The 23,620-nt window shown below is 40.0% G+C and carries 26 protein-coding genes; 10 read left to right on the top strand and 16 right to left on the bottom strand.

Annotated features, from left to right (window positions below):
* Positions 1-8: 8 nt before the first annotated feature.
* The 3 genes from ACHOLT_RS00615 to ACHOLT_RS00605 are packed head-to-tail and all read left to right on the top strand — an operon-like array spanning position 9 to position 2,842.
* On the top strand, positions 9-329 hold the full coding sequence (locus tag ACHOLT_RS00615; protein ID WP_425805010.1) for a thioredoxin family protein: 321 nt from the start codon (positions 9-11) through the stop codon (positions 327-329).
* Between the two features lie 28 nt (positions 330-357).
* On the top strand, positions 358-1,569 hold the full coding sequence (locus tag ACHOLT_RS00610) for an FAD-dependent oxidoreductase (protein WP_425805008.1): 1,212 nt from the start codon (positions 358-360) through the stop codon (positions 1,567-1,569).
* A gap of 43 nt (positions 1,570-1,612) precedes the next feature.
* Positions 1,613-2,842, top strand: coding sequence for an MFS transporter (locus ACHOLT_RS00605; RefSeq protein ID WP_425805005.1), 1,230 nt, complete (start codon positions 1,613-1,615; stop codon positions 2,840-2,842).
* Between the two features lie 93 nt (positions 2,843-2,935).
* Here the strand turns inward: ACHOLT_RS00605 and ACHOLT_RS00600 are convergent, their stop codons facing one another.
* On the bottom strand, positions 2,936-3,613 hold the full coding sequence (locus ACHOLT_RS00600; protein WP_425805003.1) for an NlpC/P60 family protein: 678 nt from the start codon (positions 3,611-3,613) through the stop codon (positions 2,936-2,938).
* A gap of 167 nt (positions 3,614-3,780) precedes the next feature.
* On the opposite strand from ACHOLT_RS00600, the gene ytaF reads away from it, so the two are divergent.
* Positions 3,781-4,416, top strand: coding sequence for a sporulation membrane protein YtaF (ytaF, locus tag ACHOLT_RS00595; protein WP_425805001.1), 636 nt, complete (start codon positions 3,781-3,783; stop codon positions 4,414-4,416).
* Positions 4,417-4,498: 82 nt separating this feature from the next.
* Here ytaF and ACHOLT_RS00590 read toward each other — a convergent pair whose 3' ends face one another.
* Positions 4,499-4,888, bottom strand: coding sequence for a hypothetical protein (locus tag ACHOLT_RS00590; RefSeq protein WP_425804999.1), 390 nt, complete (start codon positions 4,886-4,888; stop codon positions 4,499-4,501).
* Positions 4,889-5,188: 300 nt separating this feature from the next.
* Between ACHOLT_RS00590 and ACHOLT_RS00585 the strand changes: the two genes are divergently transcribed.
* The 4 genes from ACHOLT_RS00585 to ACHOLT_RS00570 all read left to right on the top strand — a co-directional run bounded on the left by ACHOLT_RS00585 (position 5,189) and on the right by ACHOLT_RS00570 (position 9,052).
* Positions 5,189-5,908 (top strand): KilA-N domain-containing protein, encoded by a 720-nt coding sequence (locus tag ACHOLT_RS00585; RefSeq protein WP_425808218.1) that lies wholly within the window; start codon positions 5,189-5,191, stop codon positions 5,906-5,908.
* A gap of 485 nt (positions 5,909-6,393) precedes the next feature.
* Positions 6,394-7,314, top strand: coding sequence for an MBL fold metallo-hydrolase (locus ACHOLT_RS00580; RefSeq protein ID WP_425804997.1), 921 nt, complete (start codon positions 6,394-6,396; stop codon positions 7,312-7,314).
* 110 nt (positions 7,315-7,424) lie between these two features.
* The gene (locus tag ACHOLT_RS00575) at positions 7,425-8,027 is read left to right on the top strand and encodes a DedA family protein (protein ID WP_425804994.1); all 603 of its coding nucleotides are present in this window, start codon (positions 7,425-7,427) and stop codon (positions 8,025-8,027) included.
* A 242-nt stretch (positions 8,028-8,269) separates the two neighbouring features.
* Positions 8,270-9,052 (top strand): 4-hydroxy-tetrahydrodipicolinate reductase, encoded by a 783-nt coding sequence (locus ACHOLT_RS00570; protein WP_425804992.1) that lies wholly within the window; start codon positions 8,270-8,272, stop codon positions 9,050-9,052.
* An 85-nt stretch (positions 9,053-9,137) separates the two neighbouring features.
* On the opposite strand, the gene ACHOLT_RS00565 is transcribed toward ACHOLT_RS00570, so the two are convergent.
* From ACHOLT_RS00565 to ACHOLT_RS00540, 6 genes are all read right to left on the bottom strand, one after another.
* Positions 9,138-9,920, bottom strand: coding sequence for an ABC transporter permease (locus tag ACHOLT_RS00565; protein ID WP_425804990.1), 783 nt, complete (start codon positions 9,918-9,920; stop codon positions 9,138-9,140).
* Between the two features lie 6 nt (positions 9,921-9,926).
* The gene (locus ACHOLT_RS00560; protein ID WP_425804987.1) at positions 9,927-10,709 is read right to left on the bottom strand and encodes an ABC transporter ATP-binding protein; all 783 of its coding nucleotides are present in this window, start codon (positions 10,707-10,709) and stop codon (positions 9,927-9,929) included.
* 22 nt (positions 10,710-10,731) lie between these two features.
* Positions 10,732-11,745 (bottom strand): ABC transporter substrate-binding protein, encoded by a 1,014-nt coding sequence (locus tag ACHOLT_RS00555; RefSeq protein WP_425804985.1) that lies wholly within the window; start codon positions 11,743-11,745, stop codon positions 10,732-10,734.
* Between the two features lie 24 nt (positions 11,746-11,769).
* Positions 11,770-13,212: an aryl-sulfate sulfotransferase gene (locus ACHOLT_RS00550; protein WP_425804982.1), complete on the bottom strand. Its 1,443-nt coding sequence runs from the start codon at positions 13,210-13,212 to the stop codon at positions 11,770-11,772.
* Between the two features lie 21 nt (positions 13,213-13,233).
* Positions 13,234-13,767, bottom strand: a complete 534-nt coding sequence (locus ACHOLT_RS00545; RefSeq protein WP_425804980.1) for a MarR family winged helix-turn-helix transcriptional regulator — start codon at positions 13,765-13,767, stop codon at positions 13,234-13,236.
* Between the two features lie 282 nt (positions 13,768-14,049).
* Positions 14,050-14,640 carry a hypothetical protein gene (locus ACHOLT_RS00540; protein ID WP_425804978.1) on the bottom strand — a complete coding sequence of 197 codons (591 nt, stop codon included), beginning with the start codon at positions 14,638-14,640 and terminating at the stop codon, positions 14,050-14,052.
* A 504-nt stretch (positions 14,641-15,144) separates the two neighbouring features.
* On the opposite strand from ACHOLT_RS00540, the gene ACHOLT_RS00535 reads away from it, so the two are divergent.
* Positions 15,145-15,858: a Bax inhibitor-1/YccA family protein gene (locus tag ACHOLT_RS00535; RefSeq protein WP_425804976.1), complete on the top strand. Its 714-nt coding sequence runs from the start codon at positions 15,145-15,147 to the stop codon at positions 15,856-15,858.
* Between the two features lie 108 nt (positions 15,859-15,966).
* Here the strand turns inward: ACHOLT_RS00535 and ACHOLT_RS00530 are convergent, their stop codons facing one another.
* The 5 genes from ACHOLT_RS00530 to ACHOLT_RS00510 form a co-directional block, all read right to left on the bottom strand.
* Positions 15,967-16,602, bottom strand: a complete 636-nt coding sequence (locus ACHOLT_RS00530; RefSeq protein WP_425804974.1) for a LysE family transporter — start codon at positions 16,600-16,602, stop codon at positions 15,967-15,969.
* A 119-nt stretch (positions 16,603-16,721) separates the two neighbouring features.
* Complete coding sequence (locus tag ACHOLT_RS00525) at positions 16,722-18,512, bottom strand: two-component system sensor histidine kinase NtrB (protein WP_425804972.1); 1,791 nt, start codon at positions 18,510-18,512, stop codon at positions 16,722-16,724.
* Positions 18,513-18,628: 116 nt separating this feature from the next.
* On the bottom strand, positions 18,629-18,751 hold the full coding sequence (locus tag ACHOLT_RS00520) for a cyclic lactone autoinducer peptide (protein ID WP_425804970.1): 123 nt from the start codon (positions 18,749-18,751) through the stop codon (positions 18,629-18,631).
* Positions 18,748-19,335 (bottom strand): accessory gene regulator ArgB-like protein, encoded by a 588-nt coding sequence (locus tag ACHOLT_RS00515; RefSeq protein ID WP_425804968.1) that lies wholly within the window; start codon positions 19,333-19,335, stop codon positions 18,748-18,750. The genes ACHOLT_RS00520 and ACHOLT_RS00515 overlap by 4 nt, the downstream gene beginning before the upstream one ends.
* Positions 19,298-19,789, bottom strand: coding sequence for a hypothetical protein (locus ACHOLT_RS00510; RefSeq protein ID WP_425804965.1), 492 nt, complete (start codon positions 19,787-19,789; stop codon positions 19,298-19,300). Before ACHOLT_RS00510 ends, ACHOLT_RS00515 begins: the two co-directional genes overlap by 38 nt.
* Before the next feature lie 270 nt (positions 19,790-20,059).
* Here ACHOLT_RS00510 and ACHOLT_RS00505 point away from each other — a divergent pair, with 270 nt between their 5' ends.
* Entirely contained in the window at positions 20,060-22,207 is a 2,148-nt protein-coding gene (locus tag ACHOLT_RS00505; RefSeq protein ID WP_425808216.1) for a YcdB/YcdC domain-containing protein, read from the top strand.
* Between the two features lie 87 nt (positions 22,208-22,294).
* Here the strand turns inward: ACHOLT_RS00505 and ACHOLT_RS00500 are convergent, their stop codons facing one another.
* The 3 genes from ACHOLT_RS00500 to ACHOLT_RS00490 form a co-directional block, all read right to left on the bottom strand.
* Positions 22,295-22,834: a hypothetical protein gene (locus tag ACHOLT_RS00500; RefSeq protein ID WP_425804962.1), complete on the bottom strand. Its 540-nt coding sequence runs from the start codon at positions 22,832-22,834 to the stop codon at positions 22,295-22,297.
* A gap of 140 nt (positions 22,835-22,974) precedes the next feature.
* Complete coding sequence (locus tag ACHOLT_RS00495; RefSeq protein WP_425808214.1) at positions 22,975-23,103, bottom strand: LuxR C-terminal-related transcriptional regulator; 129 nt, start codon at positions 23,101-23,103, stop codon at positions 22,975-22,977.
* The gene (locus tag ACHOLT_RS00490) at positions 23,104-23,619 is read right to left on the bottom strand and encodes a response regulator (protein ID WP_425804960.1); all 516 of its coding nucleotides are present in this window, start codon (positions 23,617-23,619) and stop codon (positions 23,104-23,106) included.
* Position 23,620 lies beyond the last annotated feature (1 nt).

Below are 23,620 nucleotides of genomic sequence, written 5' to 3'. Positions count from 1 at the left end.
GCGATAATATGTCCTTACTTCAATTAAACCCTAAAAGCTTTGAAGAAAAAATATACGATAATGGTGAAGTGTGTCTCGTTGTTTTTTCAAGGAAAACGTGTCACGTTTGTAAAGAAGTCGTTCCGATGCTGGAAGAATTAGCACCGACTTATATTGGGAGAGTTGGTTTTTACTATGTAGATGTGGAAGAGGATAAGCCCTTGTACCAGTCGTTTTCACTTAAAGGAGTTCCGCAAATTCTCTTTTTTAAGGATGGGGAATATCAAGGAAAGCTCTCCGGTCAAGTGGAAGAAGAGGAAGTCCAAGAGAAAATTGAAGAGATAATTTAAATTTAAAGAGAGAGGACTATCGGAGAAAATGGATAACACCTATGATTTGATCATTATTGGTGGAGGGCCTGCCGGACTTACAGCAGGTATCTATGGAGGAAGAGCAAAACTTAAGACCTTGATTATTAACAAAGGAACGATTGGCGGAATGGTGGATAACACCCGTGAGATCGTGAATTATCCTGGATATATCAATGTAAGCGGTCCGGATCTCATGAGTGATTTCAAAAAACATGCCGAAAGTTTTGGAGTAGAATTTTTAAAAGATGAGGTTGTGAGTACCGATTTTTCTCAAGATCTGAAAAAGGTAATGACAAAAAAGAAGAAAGAACTCTTTGCAAAAGCGGTAATTATTGCTGCGGGGAATGAACCAAGGCTTCTCAATATCCCTGGCGAAAAAGAGCTCCGTGGAAATGGTGTTGCCTATTGTGCTACCTGTGATGCTGAATTTTTTGAAGGGGAAGATGTCGTAGTTGTCGGCAGCGGAGACCAGGCTATTGAAGAAGGAATGTTTATCACCAAGTTTGCCCGTAAAGTTACCGTTATTGTACTGCATGATGAAGGTGTTTTAGATTGCAATAAAGTCAGTGCGGAAAAAGCATTTCAGAATGAAAAGATGGAATTCGTCTGGAATTCTACGATTGAGGAAGTCTTAGGCGATGAGAATGTGGTAGGGGTTAAAATCAAGAACCTTAGAACCGGTACTTCCTCAACACTGGAATGTCAAGGCGTATTCTTCTTTGTCGGCATGATACCAGCCACTCACTTTTTAAAAGACAGCAGCATCGAGATGGATCACAGAGGCTATATTCCCGTCAATGATCTCATGGAGACGAATCTTTCAGGAGTTTATGCTGTAGGCGATAATCGTGTGAAGTATTTAAGACAAGTTGTCTCAGCAGCAGGCGATGGGGCTGTGGCAGCAGTAGCGGCGGAGCGCTATATTGAAGAACTCGAGTCGTTCCAGAACAATATCATGAATAGTGATAAAAAAGTCCTGCTCGTATTCTTTAATGCTTCAAACACAGAAAGCTTGGAGTTTTCAGCTCTAATGGAAGAGCTTTGTCAAGAGCATAGTCAAGAATATAAATTAGTAAAAGTCGATATGGCCACAAAGAAAAACCTTGCAGAAAAGTATGAGGTAACAAATGCACCTGCAGTTGTTATGTTAGAAAAAGGTGTGAAAATCAAACAGCTCCAATGCTGCATGGATAAAGCATCATTAGCAATCCAGCTATGATTAAATGGATACCTTAAAATCCCCTGGGAATAGGAGCAGGACGATGAGTGCTTCGTACAAAACAACACAATCTTCCTATCGGTGGGTCATTTTAGCCATTGCTTGGGCAACAATTTTGATGGGTATAGCTGCCCAATTTCAAGTTGCTGCGCTTGCATTTAAGATTATTCCTGATTTAAATCTTTCACTGACTCAGTTTTCAATTGTATTTTCAGCCCCAATGTTGGGAGCGGTATTTTTAAGCATTTTTTCGGGAATGTTGGGTGATCGCTTTGGGGTTAAAAAAGTTGTGACTTTCGGCTTTGCTGTATCAACCTTCGGTATGTACTTTCGATACGCTGCTCATGATTTTATAACCTTTTTCTTGGTCATGTTTTTATCGGGGATATGTCCTGCGCTTTTAAACGCTAATATTGCAAAGTTGATCGGGGCTTGGTATTCACGTGAACAGATGGGAACGGCAATGGGAATTGTTTTATCGGGAAACGGATTGGGAATGACGATTGGGTTATCAACAGCAACTTTATTTCCTACATCCATAATGGCTTATAAGACAGCGGGTTATATCATGTTGATCATTGGAGTCTTCTGGGTTATGTTCATTAAGGATAAACCCTCGAATGTTCCAGAAAACCTGCAAAAGCCAGCGGCTCAGTATTTACGAGAAGTTTCTAGAAGTAAAAATGTGTGGCTTGTGGGTCTTGGGCTGATGTTTTATATGGGCTGCAATATGGTTTTTAGCGGCAATTTTGCCAACGCCTTAATTACGGCTCGTGGTGCAGATCCACAAACTGCAAGTATCATGACTTCTGTTGTTACCTTTGGAACGGTCTTTGGCAGTATATTGGGCCCTTTATGTGCTGAACGGATCGGAAAGATAAAGCCCTTCTTAGCCCCGATTTCTATACTTGGTGCTGTAGTCATGTATTTTGCGTGGATTTCCTCAGGGGTTATCACATGGATTCTCCTGGCTATTTTAGGCTTTTTTATGGGTATATGCATTCCGTTACTTATGTCGTATCCCATGCTCCTTCCCGAGATTGGGCCGGCTTATGCAGGGAGTGCAGGAGGACTCATTGCGACCTTGCAGCTTTCAGGAGCATGTTTTATTCCGTCATTTATTGTGGCTCCTTTGGCAAAAAACAGTTTTGATATGATGTTTATACTTGCTAGCCTATGCTATCTTCTTTCAGGCATTATTACGCATTTTCTGCCCGAGATGGGTTCAAAAAATGTGGAAGAAATACGAATAGAATTAGACGCAGTTAAATAATTTAATGGCTCCAATCTCTTGGTGAGATTGGAGCCATATTATTTTATGCTAACACTTATTTTATACCGAAAGGTAATTCATTTTTTATGTTTATTAAAAAACTCGTTTAGCCCCAATTTCTACCGAAGTCCAGTAGGGACCGATAGTATAAATGGTAACTCCCTTAGAACTCGAAGCATTGATGAACTGGTTGTCACCAATATAAATACCGACATGGTCTGCTGTTCCATTCTTTGCGAAAGAGAAAAAGATGAGATCACCCGGTTCTATCTTAGTTAATTCTACTGAGGTTCCCATCTTGAATTGTTCTGCTGATACTCTGGGAAGCGTAATTCCGTTTTGAGCAAAAACGAACTGAACAAATCCCGAACAATCAAATCCTGTCGAAGGGGATTCTCCGCCCCATTGGTAGGGAACACCGATATATTTTTTAGCAGTGTCAATAATTGCATTTGCCTTATTCGTATGTAATTTTAATGAATATGCTGAATTTAAGGCATTGGCTGTAATTGGTCCAACGATTCCATCTGCACTTAATAATTTCGCATTTTGAAAAGCAATGACTCCTGCTTTCGTTTTAAGACCAAAAATTCCATCTGCCGTACCGACATTATAACCAAGAGAGTTTAACTCTGTTTGCAACTGTACTACATCCGGTCCTGTTGATCCTACCTTTAATAAGGTATCCCCTAAAGAGGCTTGAGCAGTTAAGGAAAAGCCAAGAACGAAAAAGATTGAAAGTGCAAATAAAAGAGCTAATTTCTTGGTCATAAAATATCCCCTTTCGATAATTAAAAGAAATTTTATGAGACAACTCTATTATAAATAAGGGGTTGTGAGATTGTCTATGTGAAAATATTCCCAATATAAAACAAAAAATCTCTTTACTGAATAAATTGTGATGATAATAAAAACTTTGGATTCAGAGGAGGTTTTTTATGCATTTTCTGTCTGCACTGATGATCGGCTTGGCTGCAAACCTTGATAACTTTGGTATTGGTGTTAGCTACGGTATTCGAAAAATTCGTATTCCTTTTGTATCTAATTTCTTTATTGCCGCTCTATCGGGCATCATTGTAGCTCTTTCCGTTTCAGCAGGACATATTCTCAGCCATTTTGTAGGATTAGCTAACATACTTGGAGCACTATTGATTATCGTAATTGGGGTATGGGTCGGTTTAAATAAAACTTCTTCCGAACCAGCTGCCGTTCCGGTTTCTGTCCCATTAACAAAAACCTATTCTTTACCGATTAAACCGCTTCATTGCATAGTCCAAATTATTAAAGACCCTTCATCCGCGGATAAAGATGCCAATGGTTTTATCTCTGCAAAGGAATCCTTTGCATTAGGATTGACGCTCTCTCTAAATTGTATTGCCACAGGGGTTGGTGCCGGATTAACGGGCATGGATGCGCGACCGGTTGCATTATCGGTCTTTTTATTTAGCATGATCACAATAAGCATGGGATACTGGACCGGCTGGCGAACCTCATCAAACCGTTTTGAAAAATGGGCTCAGATTTTATCGGGATTATTGCTCGTACTTATTGGGGTATATGAAATTTTCAATTAAAAAGGTTTTCAGGATTAGGAGAAAGACAGTTGAGCTGAATCCTGAAATAATAGTAATACAGAGTTCAGCTCAAGTTAGAAAATTACTTTTTGATTTTAGATATAAGATTGCCGATAAAACCCTTTATACCGCCTTTTTTCGGTCTTTCCCAGGCCGGTTGGACAGGCATTTGTCCGTACCCCTGGTTGTAGATCGGAGGAGTGTTCTGTTGAAAGGGATAGCCTTGAGGTGGATAACTTCGAACAGGTAGCATGGGATTCTGCATGGGTTGTTGGAGAAAGCCTTGGGGCGGATAACCTGGTGCAGGATACCCTTGTCTTCCATTGTTATACGGTATACCTCCACCAAGGCCTCCCCCATTCATTGGAGGAACTCCGGGGGGCATGGGATAGCCGCCGGGTCTGTTTATCATGGGCGTAAATCCTTGAGGACTTTGTTGATTGCCAAACAAATTCAATTTACCTAATGGCATAGCAGCTACCTTTTACCTTTCTTAAATTGCGAGTGGGTAATACAATGTATTCATATATACCAAAATATGACATTGAGTTATTCTTGTATCCATGTCGGCCATCGGAATTTTATTGGGATTGAGCGGGCAACAAAATGCACAGGCCGATATTCTTCAGCCCAGTTAAATGGAGTTAAGTATAAAGTAAAGGACAGAGTCATCATTTCGGATGAAATAATGACTCTGTCCTTTACTCTTACATTATTCACCAAATAGAATTATAATAAGAACAGTAAAAATTTATATGAACCAAGTGCAGTAATACAAAATTGGATGAGAAACAGGGATACTATAGAATTCTTGGGTTTATGGGAGCAACTAAACAATCCCGATTTTAACCCCCTCGAATTCGAGGGGTTTAAAAAACAGGCAGGAGCAAATGCTTTTGTTCTATCTCCGCAAAAATGGATTAATAATACAAATGCAATTGGCATCATCTCAAAATCCGGAAGATATGGCGGCACATTTGCCCATAAAGACATTGCCTTTGAGTTTGCATCTTGGGTATCTGCTGAATTTAAGCTATATATCATTAAAGACTATCAACGCTTAAAAGCAGATGAAAATAGCAGATTATCTTTGGATTGGAATCTAAACCGAACATTGTCGAAAATTAATTACAGAATACATACGGATGCTATTAAGAAAAATTTAGTTCCAGAAAACATATCGAAAAAGCATGAGGGGATTACTTATGCAACTGAAGCCGATCTGCTCAATGTCGCTCTATTTGGAAAGACAGCAAAAGACTGGCGAACGGAAAATCCAGATCTAGACGGAAATGTTAGAGATAATGCAAGCTTGCAGCAGTTAATCGTCATGGCTAATTTAGAGAGCCTAAATGCAGAATTTATCAAACAGGGATTGTCGCAGAGGGAACGTCTAATTAAGCTCAACACGATAGCAATTGAGCAGTTACGTTCTCTATTGGACAATCCAAGTGTTAAGAAATTAGGAAAGTTGGAAAAGGATCTCGAATAAGCGAGGTGAACTTAATGTCTGCAAATTTTAATTTCCTTTCACGAATCTTCATTTAAGCTTTTTGATAGCTCGAAACAAAAGCAGATTGTTAACTGGTTAATCAGATAAAGGAAAATGCAGTGAAAATTGTAGGTTAACAGGGTCCGGTGCTTACTGCAGCGGGTTATGTTTTTCGCGGAGTTGGTTAGCTAAACGTGTTGACACGAGAGCAAGCAATGCACCTTTCTTACGGTTATGGGGAATGAGAGGGCTGGCAGCAGGATATAATGACCTGTGGGACTATCGATTATCATAGTATAGTTTCACGGGCGTTTTTGTATGAAAGAGTTTTAAAACAGAAGCGAGTATTTTTAAAGAAGCTATTAGGTTTGGAACCTGTCTATGATAAGATAGATGAAATTGAGACAGATTTAATCGAAGCCTTTTGTCAGTAGTTTCTTAGGATTGTGGTGAATTAAATGTTAACCAGAAGGCGGTTTTTAGGAATGGGCGTGTTGGGGACTCTCTTTTTAGCTGGGGCAATTAACGCTTCATCGATAGAGAAGGTGATGAGTAAGGAATATGATGAAGATACAAATTCAATATCTAAGGTAAAAAATTGTCCTGAACCTCTTAAATGGTCGGATGAAGATGTATCGGTGGCATGGTTAGGTCATGCTGCGTTTCTCATTAATTTTTACGGGACTAAAATTCTTATCGATCCAGCTTTAGAAACAAGAATTGGGATAACCCCAGTAGGAAGTTATACTATAGGGCCAAGCAGGTATGTAGAGCCAGCACTGACAGTGAATGATCTAGGGTCGGTAGATTTAGTTTTACTATCTCATGCACATACGGATCATTTTGATATGCCTACGATCAAGAAGGTGGAATCGAATCAGACCCATATCATTACAGCAAAGAATACATCTTATTTACTCGAAGGGATGAACTTTGCATCCGTTAAAGAACTTCACTGGCAGGAGAGTACAGGTATTTCCGGAGTTACCATTAAAGCTATTGAAGGACAGCATTGGGGTGCCCGTTTACCCTGGCAAAAAGGAATGGATGCTAATAGTTTGTTGATATCAAAGAATGGTGTAAATATCTTTTTTGGTGCGGATACCGGTTATACCTCAAAAATCAGTGAACAACTGCGGGATATTAATGTTGATCTTGCTATTATGGGGATAGCCGCCTATTCTCCGAAATCCTTTGAGGCTAAACATGCTACTCCTGAACAAGCATGGCAAATGAGCGAAGAAATGAATGCAAATTGGGTGGTGCCAATGCATTGGGGAACCTTTAAGTTATCCCAGGAACCGATGGATGAACCTATTGCAAGATTTAGATCAGCTTCCGAGGGTCAAGCAGAGAAAGTAGCTATTCAGGAAATTGGAGGGACATGGGTAAGGCCAAAGAGTTAAATGTTTAAGAGTAGAATCATTAGCTAAGTCAGCTATACTGTTGCATTAAAAAGTACAGCATGAGAGAAAATAAAAAATAACACTAAATACTTTACAGGGAGATTCTTTTTTTGACTTTTAAATTAACGGCACTATCCTTAATCTCAACTTATGGTTATTACGGCCTTTACCTCAGCCTTGCGATGGGTATTTTAGGCCTGCCTATTCCAGATGAAACTATTTTGACGTTTACAGGTTTCTACGTGGCCGAAGGTCATCTAAACTTTGCTTTGAGTATATTTATTGCCTTTCTAGGCAGTATTAGTGGTATGTCTATTAGTTTTTTAATCGGAAGGAAAATTGGTTTACCCTTCCTGCAACGTTTTGGTAAGTTCCTGCATTTAACCCCAGACAGACTTAATACCGCTCAGGTTTGGTTTGATAAATATAAGGGCTTCTCATTAATCTTTGGTTATTTTGTGCCTGGTTTTCGCCACATTAGTGCTTATATGGCGGGAATCAGCAGATTAAATTTTTTAACCTTTTTGACCTTTGCTTCAGTAGGAGCAATGAGTTGGGTTATTACTTTTATCTCTGTCGGCCGATTCGTGGGTAAAGACTGGGAAAGAATCGGCGAACTTTTTCATAGGAATTTATGGTTTATCCTCATAATGTGTTTAATTACTATCCTTATTAGTTATAGGTATAAGTTTAAACATCATAAAATAAATTAGAGGACTTTTTATTTAATATGAAATGTTCATAGTTAGGGAAAGACCGGGTGGCCTATGAAAGCCGCCCGGTCTGTTTATCATGGGCGTAAACAGAAATATAAAAAATTGGAAGAAAATCCAGTTTACATTCATACAACTTTAGTGGTATAATAAAGTTGTCACTCGAGGTTGGGAGTATAGGTTTTTCAGCATACCAACGATCCTTGGTGCTTTAGCTTAATGAAAGTGGGTGATCTTGTCGAATGAAAATGAAAGTTGGGTTATTCGGTTTTGGTAAAACGGGATCTATGGTCGCACAGGAAATTATTAAAGATGATTACTGTGAATTAAGCTGGGTCATGAGAAAGTCATCTGTAAACATGGGAGGTTATGCAAGCCATTTATTGGGCTTTAGTCATGATGAGGGGAAGCTATTTTCTACAGAAAATACTGATTTTGATACATTTTTTGCGTTCCATAGGGTGGATGTTATTATTGATTTCTCCACAGCAAGTGCAGTCGATTTTTATCAAAAAGCGGCTATGTACGGAACACGTGTTGTCTCCGCCATCTCTGACTACGATGAGCTTCATCTGCAGCAATTAACGAGATTAGGTAAACAAACGGCAGTTTTGTATTCTCCCAATATAACTTTAGGAATTAACTTTTTGATTGAAGCATCTAAAGTTCTTCAAAGAATTGTTCCCCACGCAGATATCGAGATTATCGAAGAGCATTTCAGAGATAAAAAGGGAGTATCTGGGACGGCATTGAGAATTGCCGAACATCTAGGCCTTGATAAAGATACTCATGTGAATTCCATACGTGTTGGAGGTATCGTCGGGAAACATGAATTGGTTTTCGGGCTTCCTGATCAAACGATCCGAATTACGCACGAATCTATTAGCAGATCAGCCTTTGGACAAGGTGCTATTTATGCGGCAAAATGGTTAATGGATAAGGATAAGGGTGTCTACACCATGGAGGAAGCGGTTTCTTTTAATGGTCCACAAAAACCGCATTTTCAAGAGGCTGTGGATAGCTAATACTTTCGGGTTCTCAAAACAGGTCCACCGTTCTAACTTAGAATGGTGGACCTGTTCCTTCGTTTGCAATAGTTTCTAGTGCAAATTACTTCAGCTTACCGCGAAAGGCAGCGCGGGTTATTCCGTAACGCGACAGAGTCAAGTTGCCCAACCAAATGAGCAGCCGATCTGTGACAAAGCCCATGATCCCTAAGCAAAATAGGCCTACGAAAATCCAATCTGTCTTAAAATACAAGCGGGAGCTCCAAATCATAAAACCGATTCCCTCGTTGGCAGCAACCATCTCTGCTCCGATAATGGCCATGAAGGATGAACTCATGGCCAGCCGGATGCCTGTAAAAATGTAAGGAATGGTTGCCGGAATAATTACATACTGCATAATTTGACGCTCCGATGCCCCCATGCATCGAGCTGAACGGAGCTTGTCTTCTTCTACCGAGAGTACCCCTGTCATGGTGTTTAAAATAACGGTGAATAAAGTGGCATACATAATCAACACCATTTTGGATGTCTCCCCAATGCCGAACCATAATAGAAACAATGTGATAAAAGCCAGCGGGGGAATAAAGCGTATAAAATGGAGAAACGGTTCCATCAATACCCGTAAAATTGAACTTCTGCCCATCAAAAGGCCGATTGGAACAGCTAACACACTGCCCAGCACCCAACCCTTCAAAACTCGAAGCATACTGATTCCTATATACCGGAACAAAGAGCCGTCCTGGGATAGCTCAACCATTCCCCGCAGGGTCGATAAAGGTCCTGGAAAAAAATCAGGATTGGAGTTCATCGCCAGAAGCTGCCAAAGCAACAGAATTATCACCCAGGTTGCCAGACCTGAATTTAACATTCTTCGTACAAGCGACATCCTGCATCACGCTCCCTCTTCAAAATGATGTTCAATGATCTCATAGAGTTCGTTAAACTGGGGTTTCGTAACGTCTCTAGGGTAAGCCAGCGGAACATCATAGATATCGGTGATGCGTGAATTTGGACCCAAGGACATGATTCCAATGCGTTGTCCTAGTAACAATGCTTCTTGGATATCATGGGTGACAAAAACAATAGTTTTAACGGTTTGCTGCCAAATGCGGACAAGTTCTTTCTGCATACTCCGGCGAGTCATGGCATCGAGTGCGCCGAACGGCTCATCCATTAATAGAATGGCGGGGTCGTTAGCGAGGACCCTTGCCAACTGTACCCGCTGTTTCATTCCGCCGGATAGTTCCTGAGGAAATTTATGCTCATGGCCGGTAAGCCCGACCATGCCGATATATTGGTCAGAAATGCGCTGCCTTTCTTTATGGGGAATCCCCTTCATACGCAGACCAAATTCCACATTCTCTCGGACTGAAAGCCAGGGGAACAGGGAAGATTCCGCATTTTGAAATACCATCGCCCGCTCTTTGCCGTGTTTTTCGATTTTTTGCTCCCCAAGGCGTAATATACCTTCACTTGGGTTGATAAAACCGGCGATTAAATTCAGCAATGTTGACTTTCCGCAGCCGCTTGGTCCAAGCAGAATGAAGAACTCTCCTGTATTTACGACCAGATCAACGCCCCGGAGAATGTAAGGAGATTCTGCCTGAAGGGAGTTGTCAAAAGTCTTTCCGACTTTTTCGATCCGGATCGGGCAGGGGATGAAAGACTCTGGCATGTTCTGTTCTCTCCTTCTTTTGTTATGATTTATAGGTCAAAAGGTTGGGGAATGATTTCTGAAGGGGTTCTGTATTGATCTTGTCTTTAAGGTTATACTTGTCTTTCAATATCCCGTGATCCTCTGACCATTTTTTTACATCCTGCAAATGGTCGAAATCTTCCTGTGAAAACCCAAGTGTATAATTGGTATATTTAAGGTCTTCCAAAACACTGTCCTTGGGCAGCTTCAGCTCTTTAAACGCCAGGTCGGCCGTTTCATCAGCATGGTCCGGGATATAGAGGATTCCGTCATTCAGGGCTTTAAGAATCGAGGCCACGGCATCCGGATTTTGTTTTACAAAAGAAGAATCCAATAACAGGTAGGAGCTAATGTTTACACCTGAGTCGAGCACGGTCCCTAGTGGTTTGACTCCGTTCAGTTTATTAAATTTAGCGGTTAGGGCGCCTCCGATCCATACTGCATCCATGTCACCCTTTTGTAAGGAGACAATCGCTTCATCCGGCGTACTGAACGGTACATATTTAATGTCGCTTGCGGCTATATGATTTTTTTCCAGATACTTGGCCCATACGTATTCGTATACTGTTCCTTTTTGTACACCGAGTTTTTTTCCTTTTAAATCCTCAGGTTTGCTAATATTGTCTTTAGCATAAAGAACAGTTCGGGTAGCCGATTTTTCATTGGTGCGGGTCAAGGAACTGACAACAGTCATATTTCCTTTGCCTAAAGAGTTGATCAGCGCATAATCAGCTGCCAGGGCAGTATCACTTTGATTGACCAGCAGAGCATTGACAGTATCAATTCCGTAGGCAAAATTAGAAATTTCCGGCTTAACACCGTATTTTTCAAAAAAACCTTTGTCTTTGGCCACACGGAACTGAAAAGAGCCTCCTGCTGCTGTATCAATGGCAAGTCTAACTTTCACTGCTGATGTATTAGTCTTTGTCTGGGTCGAGGGTTGTGCAGTTGAGCAAGCTGTTGTAAAAACCATAACCATTAAAATTAGAAATACGAATAAAACGTTCTTTTTCATTGATCTTCCTCCCTCGCTTTATAATTACTTGTTTATTGGCCGTTCATCAATTTTGGCTACACAGAATGCTCCATCAGTGAAAAAACCCGTACCTTCGATGTTGGCCACCGAATCCGTTCCCTTGGGGGCTGCTCCTGGGACTCTGAATTCTGCGACATCAAGCGGAATAATTGCCGTTTCTTTGGGTTTCGTTAATTGAGGTACCCATTCATAAGGCACACGATAAGCACGATAGACCATATTGGCATTGTTTTTATTTTTATAAGGGGAAATATATTCCCAAACCAGCTCATGTTCGCGGGTTACCTCGAAAATTCGGCCATCAGAGCCCTCGGTAATCAGCGTATTGCCGTTAGGCAATCTTTGCGCGGAACTGATATAGGGACTGTAGAAGCGGTAGGAATCTAAGGGTTCCTGGAACTTGGCCTCCGTTGGGGTGTATTGCCACTCAATTTTCAAGGTAACGGGGTTGATCTCCAATACTCGAGAGTGATCCCGGACCGCATTTTTCTGACCAAAAGACGAAGCCGGGTTTGGCAAACCATATCCTGCCCAGCCGCCATTATCGAATACCAGGAGGTTTCCTTCACCAGGCAAACCTTTGGGAATAATATGGGCATGATGCTGTCCGATGATCCAACCTAAATGGGCAACCTCATCTCTAGAATAGTCCGGTCCGAGCTTCCAAACGATCTTGCCGGTTTTTTTATCAATAATGGCGATAATGCTCGATTCCCGAGAATCCCAGATAATATTGTCCGGATGAAAACGGGTGTCTCCTTGATCGTAAAATTTATTGGGACCGATGAGGGATACGGAATTTATATGCATCCAGTCTCCGGAATGGTGATTGCCGAAAAATCGGGTGTTGGGATCACGTGACAGCACATTTTTTGCACTTTCATCAAAACCGAGTTCATCAAAATGCTCACTGCATGTCCACTCCCAGATAATATTGCCTTCCCAATCAACCTCAATGATGGCATCATCAAGCAGCTGTTTGTCAGAGATTTCCGGATTGCGTAGGTTTTTATGAACTAAAAGGAGGGTATTGCCTCCATCGGTCCGTGATTCCAGGCCGGGAACATAGTAGCCTACAGGATTCCCCGCCCGTTGATAATCATGGTGTGCTCTAGCCATCCATTGCGGTTCATTTTCAGGATCTGAAATATACTGGTATCGGTTAAATTTCCAAACAATATTACCCTCCCAATCCACTTGTACTAAGTCTACTTCATCCTGAAACCCAAACTGGGGATCTCTTGTTCCTGTGCTGCCAAACACAAATCCCCCGGGCAGCAGCTTATTCGGAAATCCCCGTAAGCCTTTCCATAAATGTACTTCTTGGCCGTTCATGCCAATTAACAACGCGCCCAAATCAGCTGCCTGATAGAGGGTATAACCGCTCCAAGTTTTGTCTGGATTGTATAGCGTTGCCCCTGTTGGATAAATGCTGGGATGTCCCATGATTTCCACTCCTTTTTACTTTTAATAGCTTAGAAAACGACTTTTTCTATTTTCTGAATCGTATCTGCCTGTTAGATCGGCCGATTGAGCCCGTTCGGAATTTTCCCGGGCGAGGCCAAGAATTATTTCGGAAAAATGTTCAAGATTGCCGATGATTTGCCGATACGCGCTAATCTGCTCGGAAAGCCGATTCTTATCTAAACCATCAAAGAGTATTGTGATGCAGCATCTTCCGATATTCTGATTCCGTTGTAACATCTCCCTGCCCTTGTCCGTAATATCCAGCAAAACCGTTCTGCGGTCTTTCCCTTTACAACGAACAGCGAGGCCCTTCTCTTCAAGTTTATCGCTCAAGGCCGTGACAGCTCCGGAGGTAAAATCCAGCTCCTCTGCTAAATCGCCTAGCCGCTGCGCTCCATCCCTGATGATCTTATTAAGAATGAGCAGACCGGGCAGCGCAACCCCTTCAATGAGAATTTTGTCCCGTTCTTTGATGAATCGCCTCACCATTTTTCGGAATAACCAATCTGCTTCCTCTAACTGATCCCAATCCATGTTCTAATTTTTACATCCCCTTTCATTTAGCCCTTGCCGCAAAACAAAAAGGCCTCACGCTTATTTCTGAGAAATAATCGTAAAGCCTTTGGTTTTCCAATCAGCTTAAATATTTCATTGCTAAAATAATGAATATTAAAGAATTATGATGTTATTATAAAATGTATTATTCCTATAAGTCAAGTGTGTTTTTGCAAATATTATTAGCTGAGTACGGACATGCAGAGCGATCTTGCCTTCCCAATCCATAAGCCGAGGATACATTCTTGTATAATTTTAAGGTTACAGATTCTTGGTTACCGTATGCTTCTGCCGACTTCCTAATGCCATACCTGATAAAGTACCCATCGGACAAATGGTGCACCAGGTTCTTGCTCTAAAAAAGAAACCAATCAAGAGGCCAATAATAATCGTTGTAAACATCATCGAATATATTCTAAAGCCTAAATGGACTGCCCAACCTGGCATAATGCCTACATCGAGGAGGTTAGGTATGTTCCATGGAAGTTTAAAGGCAATTAGAAATTTGACCTTCTCCATAGGAGGTCTTTTATCCAGAAAAACCATCAATGTGGATAGGCATATCATGGCGAAATTCAGTAAGAAGTAAATGAGCATAACTCGTTTACCGCTGCCGTTTACCAGCCACTTTGGGGCCGGTCGGTTTAAGCCGATTTTTGAAAATATCCGGATAAATAGGTTTGACCGGGGACAATAACTTTTGCACCAGGTTTTTTCTTTATCCTTAATGACAAAGAAAAAGGGAAGAATAAGACAAAGTAAACCAATCCAAGCAAATATAATATTAAATATGCCTAAGACAAAAAATAAAAGGGTAAATAAATACGAATATTTGATCCATAATCTCTTCACGCTATCTTCTCCATTCTCTTATTTATGTTTGTTTAATTATAGAAAGTAATTGTGACAAAACTATGTAAATCATGATTGAAAGAGGGCAGCATGTATAGCTGCCCTCTTAAAGTCCCTAGTTATATCATTAAACTCCCAAATTGTTAAATTGATATTCTTAAATTGATCCTGAAGCAGTAATTTTAGAATTAAATCCTTTGAATGCTAAAAGCCGTTGAAGTCCCAAATTTAAAAGAATGAGCCCTGAAAAATAAAACAGCAAAGAAAAGACTTTATTCGGAAAGAGATATAACAGACTGTATTTATACATTAACACGGCCTCTAACAGATAAATCTCATAGGAGATCGAACCGATAAACTTAAGAGGCGGAGGATCAATTATATGATGGCGTAGTGGTAATCCTAAAAATTACAGTTGACTATTACTGATTAAAGACTATAATTGTCACAAAACAATATGTTAGATGAGTTTTCCTAAATTCAAAAGAAAGCGAGAACGTTAAAATGTATAGAAATGATTATTCACATTACAACCCATCATATGAAGTCATTGATGTTAAACAAACACGACCAATATCAATTACCCAGGTTATTGGACTTTTATCTTTCATGTTTTTAGCGATGGCTGCTGGGGCTTTTTTGGTTCCGCCTGCTTATTTTATTCCCGCGGTCATTTTAGAATTTGTACTGCTCTTTGTCATTCCGCTTATCAACCGGAGAGATACAGTGAGAGGTAATGATGCGGCAGCAGGGCTAACGGGTGCTTTGGCTTTACTTTTTGCTGCATGCTCTGGAGCGGCCTTAAGTCCACTTATTCAGGGACTTGTCGCTACGCCGGCAGGTTTAGCGGTATTGGGTCAAGCTTCTTTGGTAACTTTCGTTGTTTTTGCCGCCGTTGGTTTATATGGTGTCTTAACTCGGCGAAACTTGGGTGTCTTATCAAAGTTTCTCTCTGTTGGTCTGCTTGTTCTTTTAGGCGTCATGATTCTGAGTATGCTATTCAGCAGCTTCTTTAGCCCTTTTGCATTGCTAATTGGACTAGGCGGAGCAATTCTGTTCAGTTTACTAACCGCTTTTGATTTCCAACGCATGAAGCATAGTACTGCTGATGAAGCGGTATTAGTGACACTGAGCATCTTTTTAGATTTTGTCAACTTATTTACCTTTATCCTAGATATCTTTTTGATATTTGGCGGATTCGGGGGCCGCAGAGACTAACGTCTAGGATCTAACAGAATTAAGAATCTTAAAACCATAAAACAATAACATAAAAGGTAGAGCGGACTTAAATTCAGTCCTGGCTCTACCTTTTTAAATATTTTAAATTTAAAGGATATATCGTAGGCTCGCTGCGAAAAAACTGACTCCAAAAAAGATCAGGCAAGCAGCTAAAGCAACGATGATAACTTTGTATACTTTTAAATTGATGAGAGAACGAGTTCTACTTACGAGGACAGATACGAAGGAAAACCATGAAATATCGGAAATAATGTGACCGATATAAAAGGCTAAAACACCCATAATGCCAAAAGAAGCATAAGCATTCATAATTAATGCTAGACCTACTACAGACCACCAAATGATAAAGTAAGGATTTGATGCACTTAAAACGATACCGGCTAAAAGCATACTTCCTTGCTTTTCATCTTTACTGCTTTTCGGATCTAAAGAAATTTGATTGAGATAGACTTCTTTCATCATTCCAAACCCGAGATAAACGAGAATAATTCCCCCTAAGAGACCGATTATTGTTTTAGCAGTATCTGTCGTTAAGTACTTTCCTGCTCCTAGATAAATCAATATTACTAAGATCAGTTCAAGAAAGACATGGCCAGCTGACACAAGCAGGCCAGACTTTGCACCATGATGTAAGCTTTTATCAACAGTATAAGTAAACATAGGCCCTGGCATAACGGCCCCTGAATAACCAATAATCAATGATTTTAAGAAAATAGCGATCATAAATTACCCCTTTATAAAGAAAACACAACATGTATTTATGTTGTGCTTTAGACTTTACTCTAGATTATATAATGAATAATTCAATGATTACAATAAAAAATAGAACGATTTTTATTTGATCAGATTTCACAGATACTGTCTGCAGTATTAAACGTTATTTTAAAAGTTGTTCCATTTCTGCCGGTCTCGAAGTCGAATAATGCATGATGTCGTTGAGCAATTCCTATTGAAATTGCCATTCCCAAACCTGTTCCGGTTTCTTTTGTGGTAAAGAAGGGTGTTCCAATCTTTTCGCGTATTTCTTCGGGTATTCCAGCCCCTTGGTCCTCGATCTCTAAAATGACATTATTTTCGGTACAATATGTCCGAATGGTGACCTTGCCCTTTTCTGGCATTGCCTCTAATCCATTGCGTACAAGGTTAAGGATGAGTTGTTTTATTTCATTTTCATTGAGCATGATTTCGGGCAAGCTTTTTAAATCTAAAAGAATCTCCTTATTATTGTTATAAGCATCCGCTTGCAGCATTGGGAAGATTTTGCCAATAATCTCATTTATATTTTTAAGCCTGATATTATCAGAATTTACTTTAGCCAAAGATAGAAAGTCTGTAATAATACTATTCGCCCGATCAATTTCTGAAACCATCAAATCTATATATTCTTTTTCGCTTTCATATTGTTTTCTCGCTCCAAGAAACTGCAGAAAGCCTTTAACCGTTGTCAGGGGATTTCTGATCTCATGGCTGATCCCTGCGGCTAACTGACCAATGAGATTGAGTCTTTCTAAACGCGCTAGTTCCTGACTATGACGTTTTGATTCTGTAATATCGCGAAAGAAAACAGTTAAGCCTTCCGTAAAGGGATAAGCATGATATTCATAACAAAAATCGGGATGAGTTAACGCCTTACTCTCCCAATGAGTTGCATTGTTTTGAGCCATAGCTTCTTCTAATTTACTTAAGGTCAATGAATCCTCAATTTGCGGAAAAACGTCTTGGATTTTTGTCTCTAACAAATGGTGCAGCTCTTGGCCTGTTAGTCTTAGTGCTTTGGGATTAAGATACGAAAAACGGTACGAACGATCAAGGGCGAAAACGCCATCCGATACGCCCTCGATAATTTGAGTTATTTTTTGTTGAGATAATTCCAATTCATGATTAACATATTTCAGTTCTTCAGTAAAAGAAAAAATTTTATCAATAACGGGTTTTAATTCCGGTAATTTGCTTAGCATTTGAATTTGACCATAATCATTCGAAGTAATCATCTGACTGAATTGATCGAGTGCTACTCTGATTTTTGTCATATATCGCTGAAGTAAGATGACTATCATGAGAACCAAACCTAAAGCAAAAATAGAAAATCCACTGATTGAAAATGTCGATTGGAATAAATTATAGGTGCTGTCGGCATAAGCCCAGCTATAACCTACTATTCTTTCCCCGGCATAAAGTGGATAGCTTACAACAAAATCTTTATTCTTACTGTCATTCCAGGTGTAGTGATAGAATTCATTACCATTACCTAATTTTGATTGAATCTGAGCTATTATAGGTTCTTTGCTCACAACATGAAAATCTAACCCAAGATCATAGTATCCAAACGCAGTAACATCCGCGCCATTACTTTGAAGCAAAGGCTGAATTAATGTTTTGATTTTTGCCTTTTTTTGTTGTTCCGTAAGATTCGGGTTTTGTTCAATATTTTCTATGCCTAAAATATAAGGGCTTATTTTAGTTTGAAGATTTGAAGCCATCAAAACCAATTGGTAATTTTCTTTATACGTTTGTTTTTCCCAATAGGTTTCGCCAAAAAGAGTAACAACGATGATGATAAATATAAAAAGGATCCCTATAATTTTAAATAATGTAACTTGAATAATCGGCTGTTTCTGCCAGAGTTTAATCATTATAAATCCCCCAGAGAAAAACCTTTAAAGATATGATTAAAATATCATTCTAAAATATAAAAGCTGGATAGCCAGCTTTTATATCGGATAAACGTGTTAAGTTAAGAGATGATTTCTTAGCGTTGTAAGGCTTTCGGCGTTTTCGGCTGATATAATAACATAAGACAAGCAAAAACAGAAGTTGCACTCGCCATGACGACTAACATAGAAGCAATGGTTGCAAGAATCATTTTCCTCATAATTGAATCCACCTCCTTCGGTTGAAAATTGGCAATAGGGTTATACTCTGGAAAAATAACCCTAAAGTTGCACTTGTTATAAAGAAAGAGTCGTTTACCACATTGATGGCTATGAACGTAGCAACAACAAAAGCGACAGACGATATTTTGAGTTTTTTCCTTAAGCTGCGTGAATGAATGGGTTTTGCCTGACTGTCCACCGGGGCTAAGCCTAACACAAGAAGTAAAGAGACGAACAAAACTATCGTTGTAAAAGTGAAAGAGGTGAAGCCCATGAGAGCAAGGTTTTTTGCTAAAAGCCCTACAGCGCTATAACCAATTGCTCCGAAAATCAAACATTTTAGGGGGGTGTCGAAATGAGCCCCTCCCGATAATCGGCGTAAGGTTCCACCAAAAAGGGCGGCAAGGATGGTTGGCCCTGGAGCATTAAGCAGCAGCCCTAGGAAAATAATTAAAGTCATTCCTAAAATGTTCAAAAGTCCTGTTTCAATGGCGTAAGCAACAATTTCTTTATTATCCTCGCTATAATTTAAGTCTTCAGTGATTTTATTGGCAATTTCCTGACTTATCTGAGCTAAATCCATGATTTTTCCTTCTTTCTGCAAGAAAGCGGTTGAGTAAAAAAGCAAAAATAAAGAGAAGGATAACATGAGGTTCACCTACGAGAATCCGTATCCATTCATTAGTGTAAATCTCAGTAGTAGTAAGATGAAAAACAGGCATCAAGAGACTAAGACTAGCTAATTCCAATATGCCTAGAGTCATATAACTTACGATACATGCAATCAGAGATAAGCTAAGATTTCCGTTGCTGATTTTAATAAGCATGCTAGAAAGCAAAATGATGAGCAAAATGATATGAAGGCCGAAAGGAAGGGGTGTTAGGCGAATAAGATAAGAAAAAAATGCCAGAATCAAAGCAAACTCCACAATTTGTTTCCAATTGAGCGGAATTCTAGCGATAACAAATGAAAGTGTAACAACAGCAATCAATTCGGGAATACCTTGTAAAAGTAATGCAAGAATTGGAATGTTCACGAAGGTCACTCCATTTTTATGTCAAAATAGTTTATTTTTCCTATTCAACATCAATCTACAAAAATCCTCTTTTAAATTCTAAAATTAGAAAAATAGTCCAAATGGCCTAAAAGGAGGGACTATTGCCTAATATATCTTGTCAAATTTCGACTTCCTTATTTCGGCATTGTTCGTACAAGTCTTATGAGAGAATAAGATGATAGAACTGAACGACTATGCTTAAGAAGGAAGGAATCAAATTTGAACCCTAAGCGTTATTTCAATCTGGTGATGTCTTGTTTGCTATTTGTTCAATTCGCTGTCTTCCCCGGGTTTGCTTTAGCTTCAGACCCCAGCGTTTCAACATCAGCAGCTTTGCCTACAAAAACGAATATTACGTCTGACCAGGCATTGCAAATTGCCAAAAGCAGCTTTGCTATCCCTGAAAAATATACGCAATTGAATACAAATTTCTATGATTATAATAATCGCCCTGCCTATTCCCTGAATTGGAATTCTCCTGAGTTTCCGGGGGGGAGTTTCCATGTTGAAGTGGATGCGAACTCTGGTGAGATCCTAAGCATGAACAGCTGGGATCAACCCGGTAAACCTTCGTTTAAAATTCCCATTATCACGGCAGCTGAGGCTGAAAAAGAAGCCCTAAATCTTGTCACAAAATTAGCCGGAAAATATCTCCCTGAGTTAAAATTAGTCAAGGATGAAGGGCAAGTCATCACCCTCAATAACTACCAACCCTTCATGTATAACTTTCGTTGGGTGCGGGTTATCAATGGAATTCCATTTCCGGAAAACGGAGTTAGTGTAGGTGTTAGCGGGGATAAGGGTCAGGTGGCAAGCTATAGTTTTAATTGGACGAAGGACTTAGTTTTTCCCAGTGCGGGAAATGTGATCTCTCAGGAAACGGCAGAAAAAGCATTTGTCGATACCCCAATGCTCGAATTACAGTATTATTTAACCCCAGTGATCAAATCCAATGATCCCAATCCCCAACGCGTTTTACCCGTTTATTATTTATCGAATAAATCTGCAGGCGGGGCAATTGATGCGGTCAGTGGAAAGCCTATAATCCTAGATCCTTCTGTAGGTATATATAAAGGCATGGGTTATGCGCCTGAAGCTGTTAAAAGTATTACTCAGCCCAATCAATCAACTCCAGCGAGTGATGTGAAATCAGATGCGCCGAAAATAGGCAGAGATGAAGCTGCGGAAATTGTGAAGAAATTCGTGGATATTCCTAAAGACTTAAATCTATCAAACTCGAGTTTGAATCCTGATTGGCTAAATCCGAATACTAAAGTCTGGCAATTGGACTGGAGTGTACAGTCCTTTGCTCCTGGAGATAACCGCCATTTGAATGCCCGAGTAAATGCAAACACAGGTGAATTGATCGGTTTAAATATGCAAGGAATAGCCAATACTCAAAATCCTTCCGAACCGATGAGCAGAGAAGAGGCACAAAAAATAGCTGAGGAATTTTTGAATAAGGTAAATGCTCAACATTTTGCAGAAACTAAACTTCAACCTTCTTTGGCCTATCAAGTGAAAATGCCTGGGAATCTTCAGCCTTTTGAATATGTTAGACAAGTCAATGGGATCCCGGTTTCCAATAATGCCATGCATATTGCGATCGATACGGTGGGGAAAAGTGTTATTCAATATAATATGAATTGGTCAAATTTTGAGTTTCCAAGTTTAGAAAACGTGATCACTCCCTCAAAAGCGACTGAACTATTTCTAAAAGAACGATCCCTTACATTAGGATATACGCTGCTTTACAGACAAACTGCACAGCAAGAAGTACGTCTTGTCTATCAACCTCAGCTTAGCTATGCTCCTTCAACAGCCCAAATGATTGATGCTATAACGGGTGAACCCCTGGATTGGTCGGGCAAACCTAAATCGCAATGGATAAAAGCCCTATATTTTAATGATATTCAGGGGAATTTTGCGGAAAAAGAAATCAATTTAATGGGACTTACCGGAGCTTTTGGAGAATATGGTGATAAATTTAATCCTGATGAAACGGCTACTGTCCTTGAATTTTTAAGAGCAATGGCTCTGGCTGAGGGGAATGGCCGAGATCGTGCTTTATCGGATGATGAAGTATTAAAGTTAGCGAAGGAACGAGGCTGGACGAAGGGCGATACATCTATCCCTCGTGAAATGAATCGGGAGTATTTATCGAAAATCGTAGTTCGCTTAATAGGGATGGAAACTGCGGCTCAAGCTAAAGGAATCTATGCTGTTCCCTTTGCAGATGCTAATCTCATCCCAGCGGATTCATTAGGATACGTGGCTTTAACCTGGGGGCTGGGTATTCTGAAAACCGATCAGTCCACGTTTGAACCTCAGAAAGCGGTAACACGAGCTGAAGCAGCTTATGCTTTAGTTCATGCCTATGCTGTTGCTAATCAGTAATAATTGATAACAAAAAGGAACGCATGCTTACGTCGTTAAGCTGCGTTCCTTTTTTCTTAAAGTCTTCAAGTAGTTTTCTGGTTATTTTTACTTGGGAACATCTCCAGGTTCAGATTTTAGACTGTAATCGAGATGAGTATCTACAGGAGCCTGTGGTTTAGGGATCTTGACGAATTTATATCCCATTGAGGAGTGACAGCCGTTACAGGATTCAATAGCCGAAGTGTAAGCTTTGTCAAAGGCAGCAAAGTCCTTTGCGGCAATTGCCTTGTTGACAGGATCAAATGTTCCTGTATAAAAACTTGTCCAAGCAGGGTATTCTGCTGGTTTGGTGATTTTAGCAGGAGTCATTGCCTTATCCATATATTTAGACATATATGAGGCTAAGGCCCAGTTGCCGCCTTTGGCAGCGAAGTACATATCGTCGAATCGATCACCAACTTCACGCATAGGTATTGCGAACTTTGGCAGTGCTCCTTTGATATCTTCAACTTGTTTCTTTAGATCATCTGTTCCAGCCGCAGCTGGTGCTGCTGGGGCTGATGCTTGCTGGGCGGTACCACAGCCTATAAGAATTAGAGAACCGAGTGTTGCAAGAGCCATGATTTTAATCAGATTTTTTTTCATACGTTTTCCCCCTTTAAAAGTTGGATTAACCGTTTATCTGCTTTAATTTTCACATATTTATCACATAAAAAAAGAGGGCAACCTACCTGTTTTAACCAGTACAGTTGACCCTGTTCAATAATACTTTAATGATTTTGATTCTAGTGATCTTTATTGTGTTGAAAAACGTATTGAGCGAGTTGAATTCGGCTTTCGAGTTTTAGCTTTCTTAAAATGCTGCTTACATAATTACGAACGGTATACTCACTTAAGTAAAGACTATGGGCAATTTATTTATTGCTCTTCCCCTGGGCGACTTCCAGCAATATTTCATGTTCTTTCTGGGTCAGATTGGGTTTATCATGTGGAATCTCCTTTAACCCTTTCCGTACTTCGCTAAACATATTTGAAGTAAGACTGGGGTCTAAAATGGTCTCACCGTTGACAACTCTATGTATGGAATCACGTAAAGCATCTCGTCCAATTTGTTTTAAGATATACCCTGATGCGCCAGCTTCAATCGACTGTAATAATGCTTCACCATCTGTATAAGAGGTTAACATTATAACTTTAGTTAAAGGGGAGTCCTGAATAATTTTTAGGCACGCATCAACTCCACTTCCGTCAGGAAGGCGTACATCTAAAAGAACAACGTCTGGTTTGGTCTGACGAGCTTGATTAACAGCTTCGCTTACTCCTCCTGCTTCACCGACAATTTCAAAGTCTGATTCTTCAAGCAGGGAAGCCAGACCCATTCTTACGATATCATGATCATCAACGATTAAAATAGTATGTTTTTTGGTCATC

This window comes from Desulfitobacterium nosdiversum (assembly GCF_049860565.1).
GTDB classification, from domain to species: Bacteria; Bacillota; Desulfitobacteriia; order Desulfitobacteriales; family Desulfitobacteriaceae; genus Desulfitobacterium_A; species Desulfitobacterium_A nosdiversum.
This window is presented reverse-complemented; position numbering and strand designations above follow the sequence as displayed.

Bases quoted from the DNA above. Each gene is read 5' to 3' on its own strand.
- ACHOLT_RS00615 (WP_425805010.1), top strand. From the start codon at position 9: ATGTCCTTACTTCAATTAAACCCTAAAAGCTTTGAAGAAAAAATATAC.
- ACHOLT_RS00610 (WP_425805008.1), top strand. From the start codon at position 358: ATGGATAACACCTATGATTTGATCATTATTGGTGGAGGGCCTGCCGGA.
- ACHOLT_RS00605 (WP_425805005.1), top strand. From the start codon at position 1,613: ATGAGTGCTTCGTACAAAACAACACAATCTTCCTATCGGTGGGTCATT.
- ACHOLT_RS00600 (WP_425805003.1), bottom strand. From the start codon at position 3,613: ATGACCAAGAAATTAGCTCTTTTATTTGCACTTTCAATCTTTTTCGTT.
- ytaF (WP_425805001.1), top strand. From the start codon at position 3,781: ATGCATTTTCTGTCTGCACTGATGATCGGCTTGGCTGCAAACCTTGAT.
- ACHOLT_RS00590 (WP_425804999.1), bottom strand. From the start codon at position 4,888: ATGCCATTAGGTAAATTGAATTTGTTTGGCAATCAACAAAGTCCTCAA.
- ACHOLT_RS00580 (WP_425804997.1), top strand. From the start codon at position 6,394: ATGGGCGTGTTGGGGACTCTCTTTTTAGCTGGGGCAATTAACGCTTCA.
- ACHOLT_RS00570 (WP_425804992.1), top strand. From the start codon at position 8,270: ATGAAAATGAAAGTTGGGTTATTCGGTTTTGGTAAAACGGGATCTATG.
- ACHOLT_RS00565 (WP_425804990.1), bottom strand. From the start codon at position 9,920: ATGTCGCTTGTACGAAGAATGTTAAATTCAGGTCTGGCAACCTGGGTG.
- ACHOLT_RS00560 (WP_425804987.1), bottom strand. From the start codon at position 10,709: ATGCCAGAGTCTTTCATCCCCTGCCCGATCCGGATCGAAAAAGTCGGA.
- ACHOLT_RS00555 (WP_425804985.1), bottom strand. From the start codon at position 11,745: ATGAAAAAGAACGTTTTATTCGTATTTCTAATTTTAATGGTTATGGTT.
- ACHOLT_RS00550 (WP_425804982.1), bottom strand. From the start codon at position 13,212: ATGGGACATCCCAGCATTTATCCAACAGGGGCAACGCTATACAATCCA.
- ACHOLT_RS00545 (WP_425804980.1), bottom strand. From the start codon at position 13,767: ATGGATTGGGATCAGTTAGAGGAAGCAGATTGGTTATTCCGAAAAATG.
- ACHOLT_RS00535 (WP_425804976.1), top strand. From the start codon at position 15,145: ATGTATAGAAATGATTATTCACATTACAACCCATCATATGAAGTCATT.
- ACHOLT_RS00530 (WP_425804974.1), bottom strand. From the start codon at position 16,602: ATGATCGCTATTTTCTTAAAATCATTGATTATTGGTTATTCAGGGGCC.
- ACHOLT_RS00525 (WP_425804972.1), bottom strand. From the start codon at position 18,512: ATGATTAAACTCTGGCAGAAACAGCCGATTATTCAAGTTACATTATTT.
- ACHOLT_RS00520 (WP_425804970.1), bottom strand. From the start codon at position 18,751: ATGAGGAAAATGATTCTTGCAACCATTGCTTCTATGTTAGTCGTCATG.
- ACHOLT_RS00515 (WP_425804968.1), bottom strand. From the start codon at position 19,335: ATGGATTTAGCTCAGATAAGTCAGGAAATTGCCAATAAAATCACTGAA.
- ACHOLT_RS00505 (WP_425808216.1), top strand. From the start codon at position 20,060: ATGTCTTGTTTGCTATTTGTTCAATTCGCTGTCTTCCCCGGGTTTGCT.
- ACHOLT_RS00500 (WP_425804962.1), bottom strand. From the start codon at position 22,834: ATGAAAAAAAATCTGATTAAAATCATGGCTCTTGCAACACTCGGTTCT.
- ACHOLT_RS00490 (WP_425804960.1), bottom strand. From the start codon at position 23,619: ATGACCAAAAAACATACTATTTTAATCGTTGATGATCATGATATCGTA.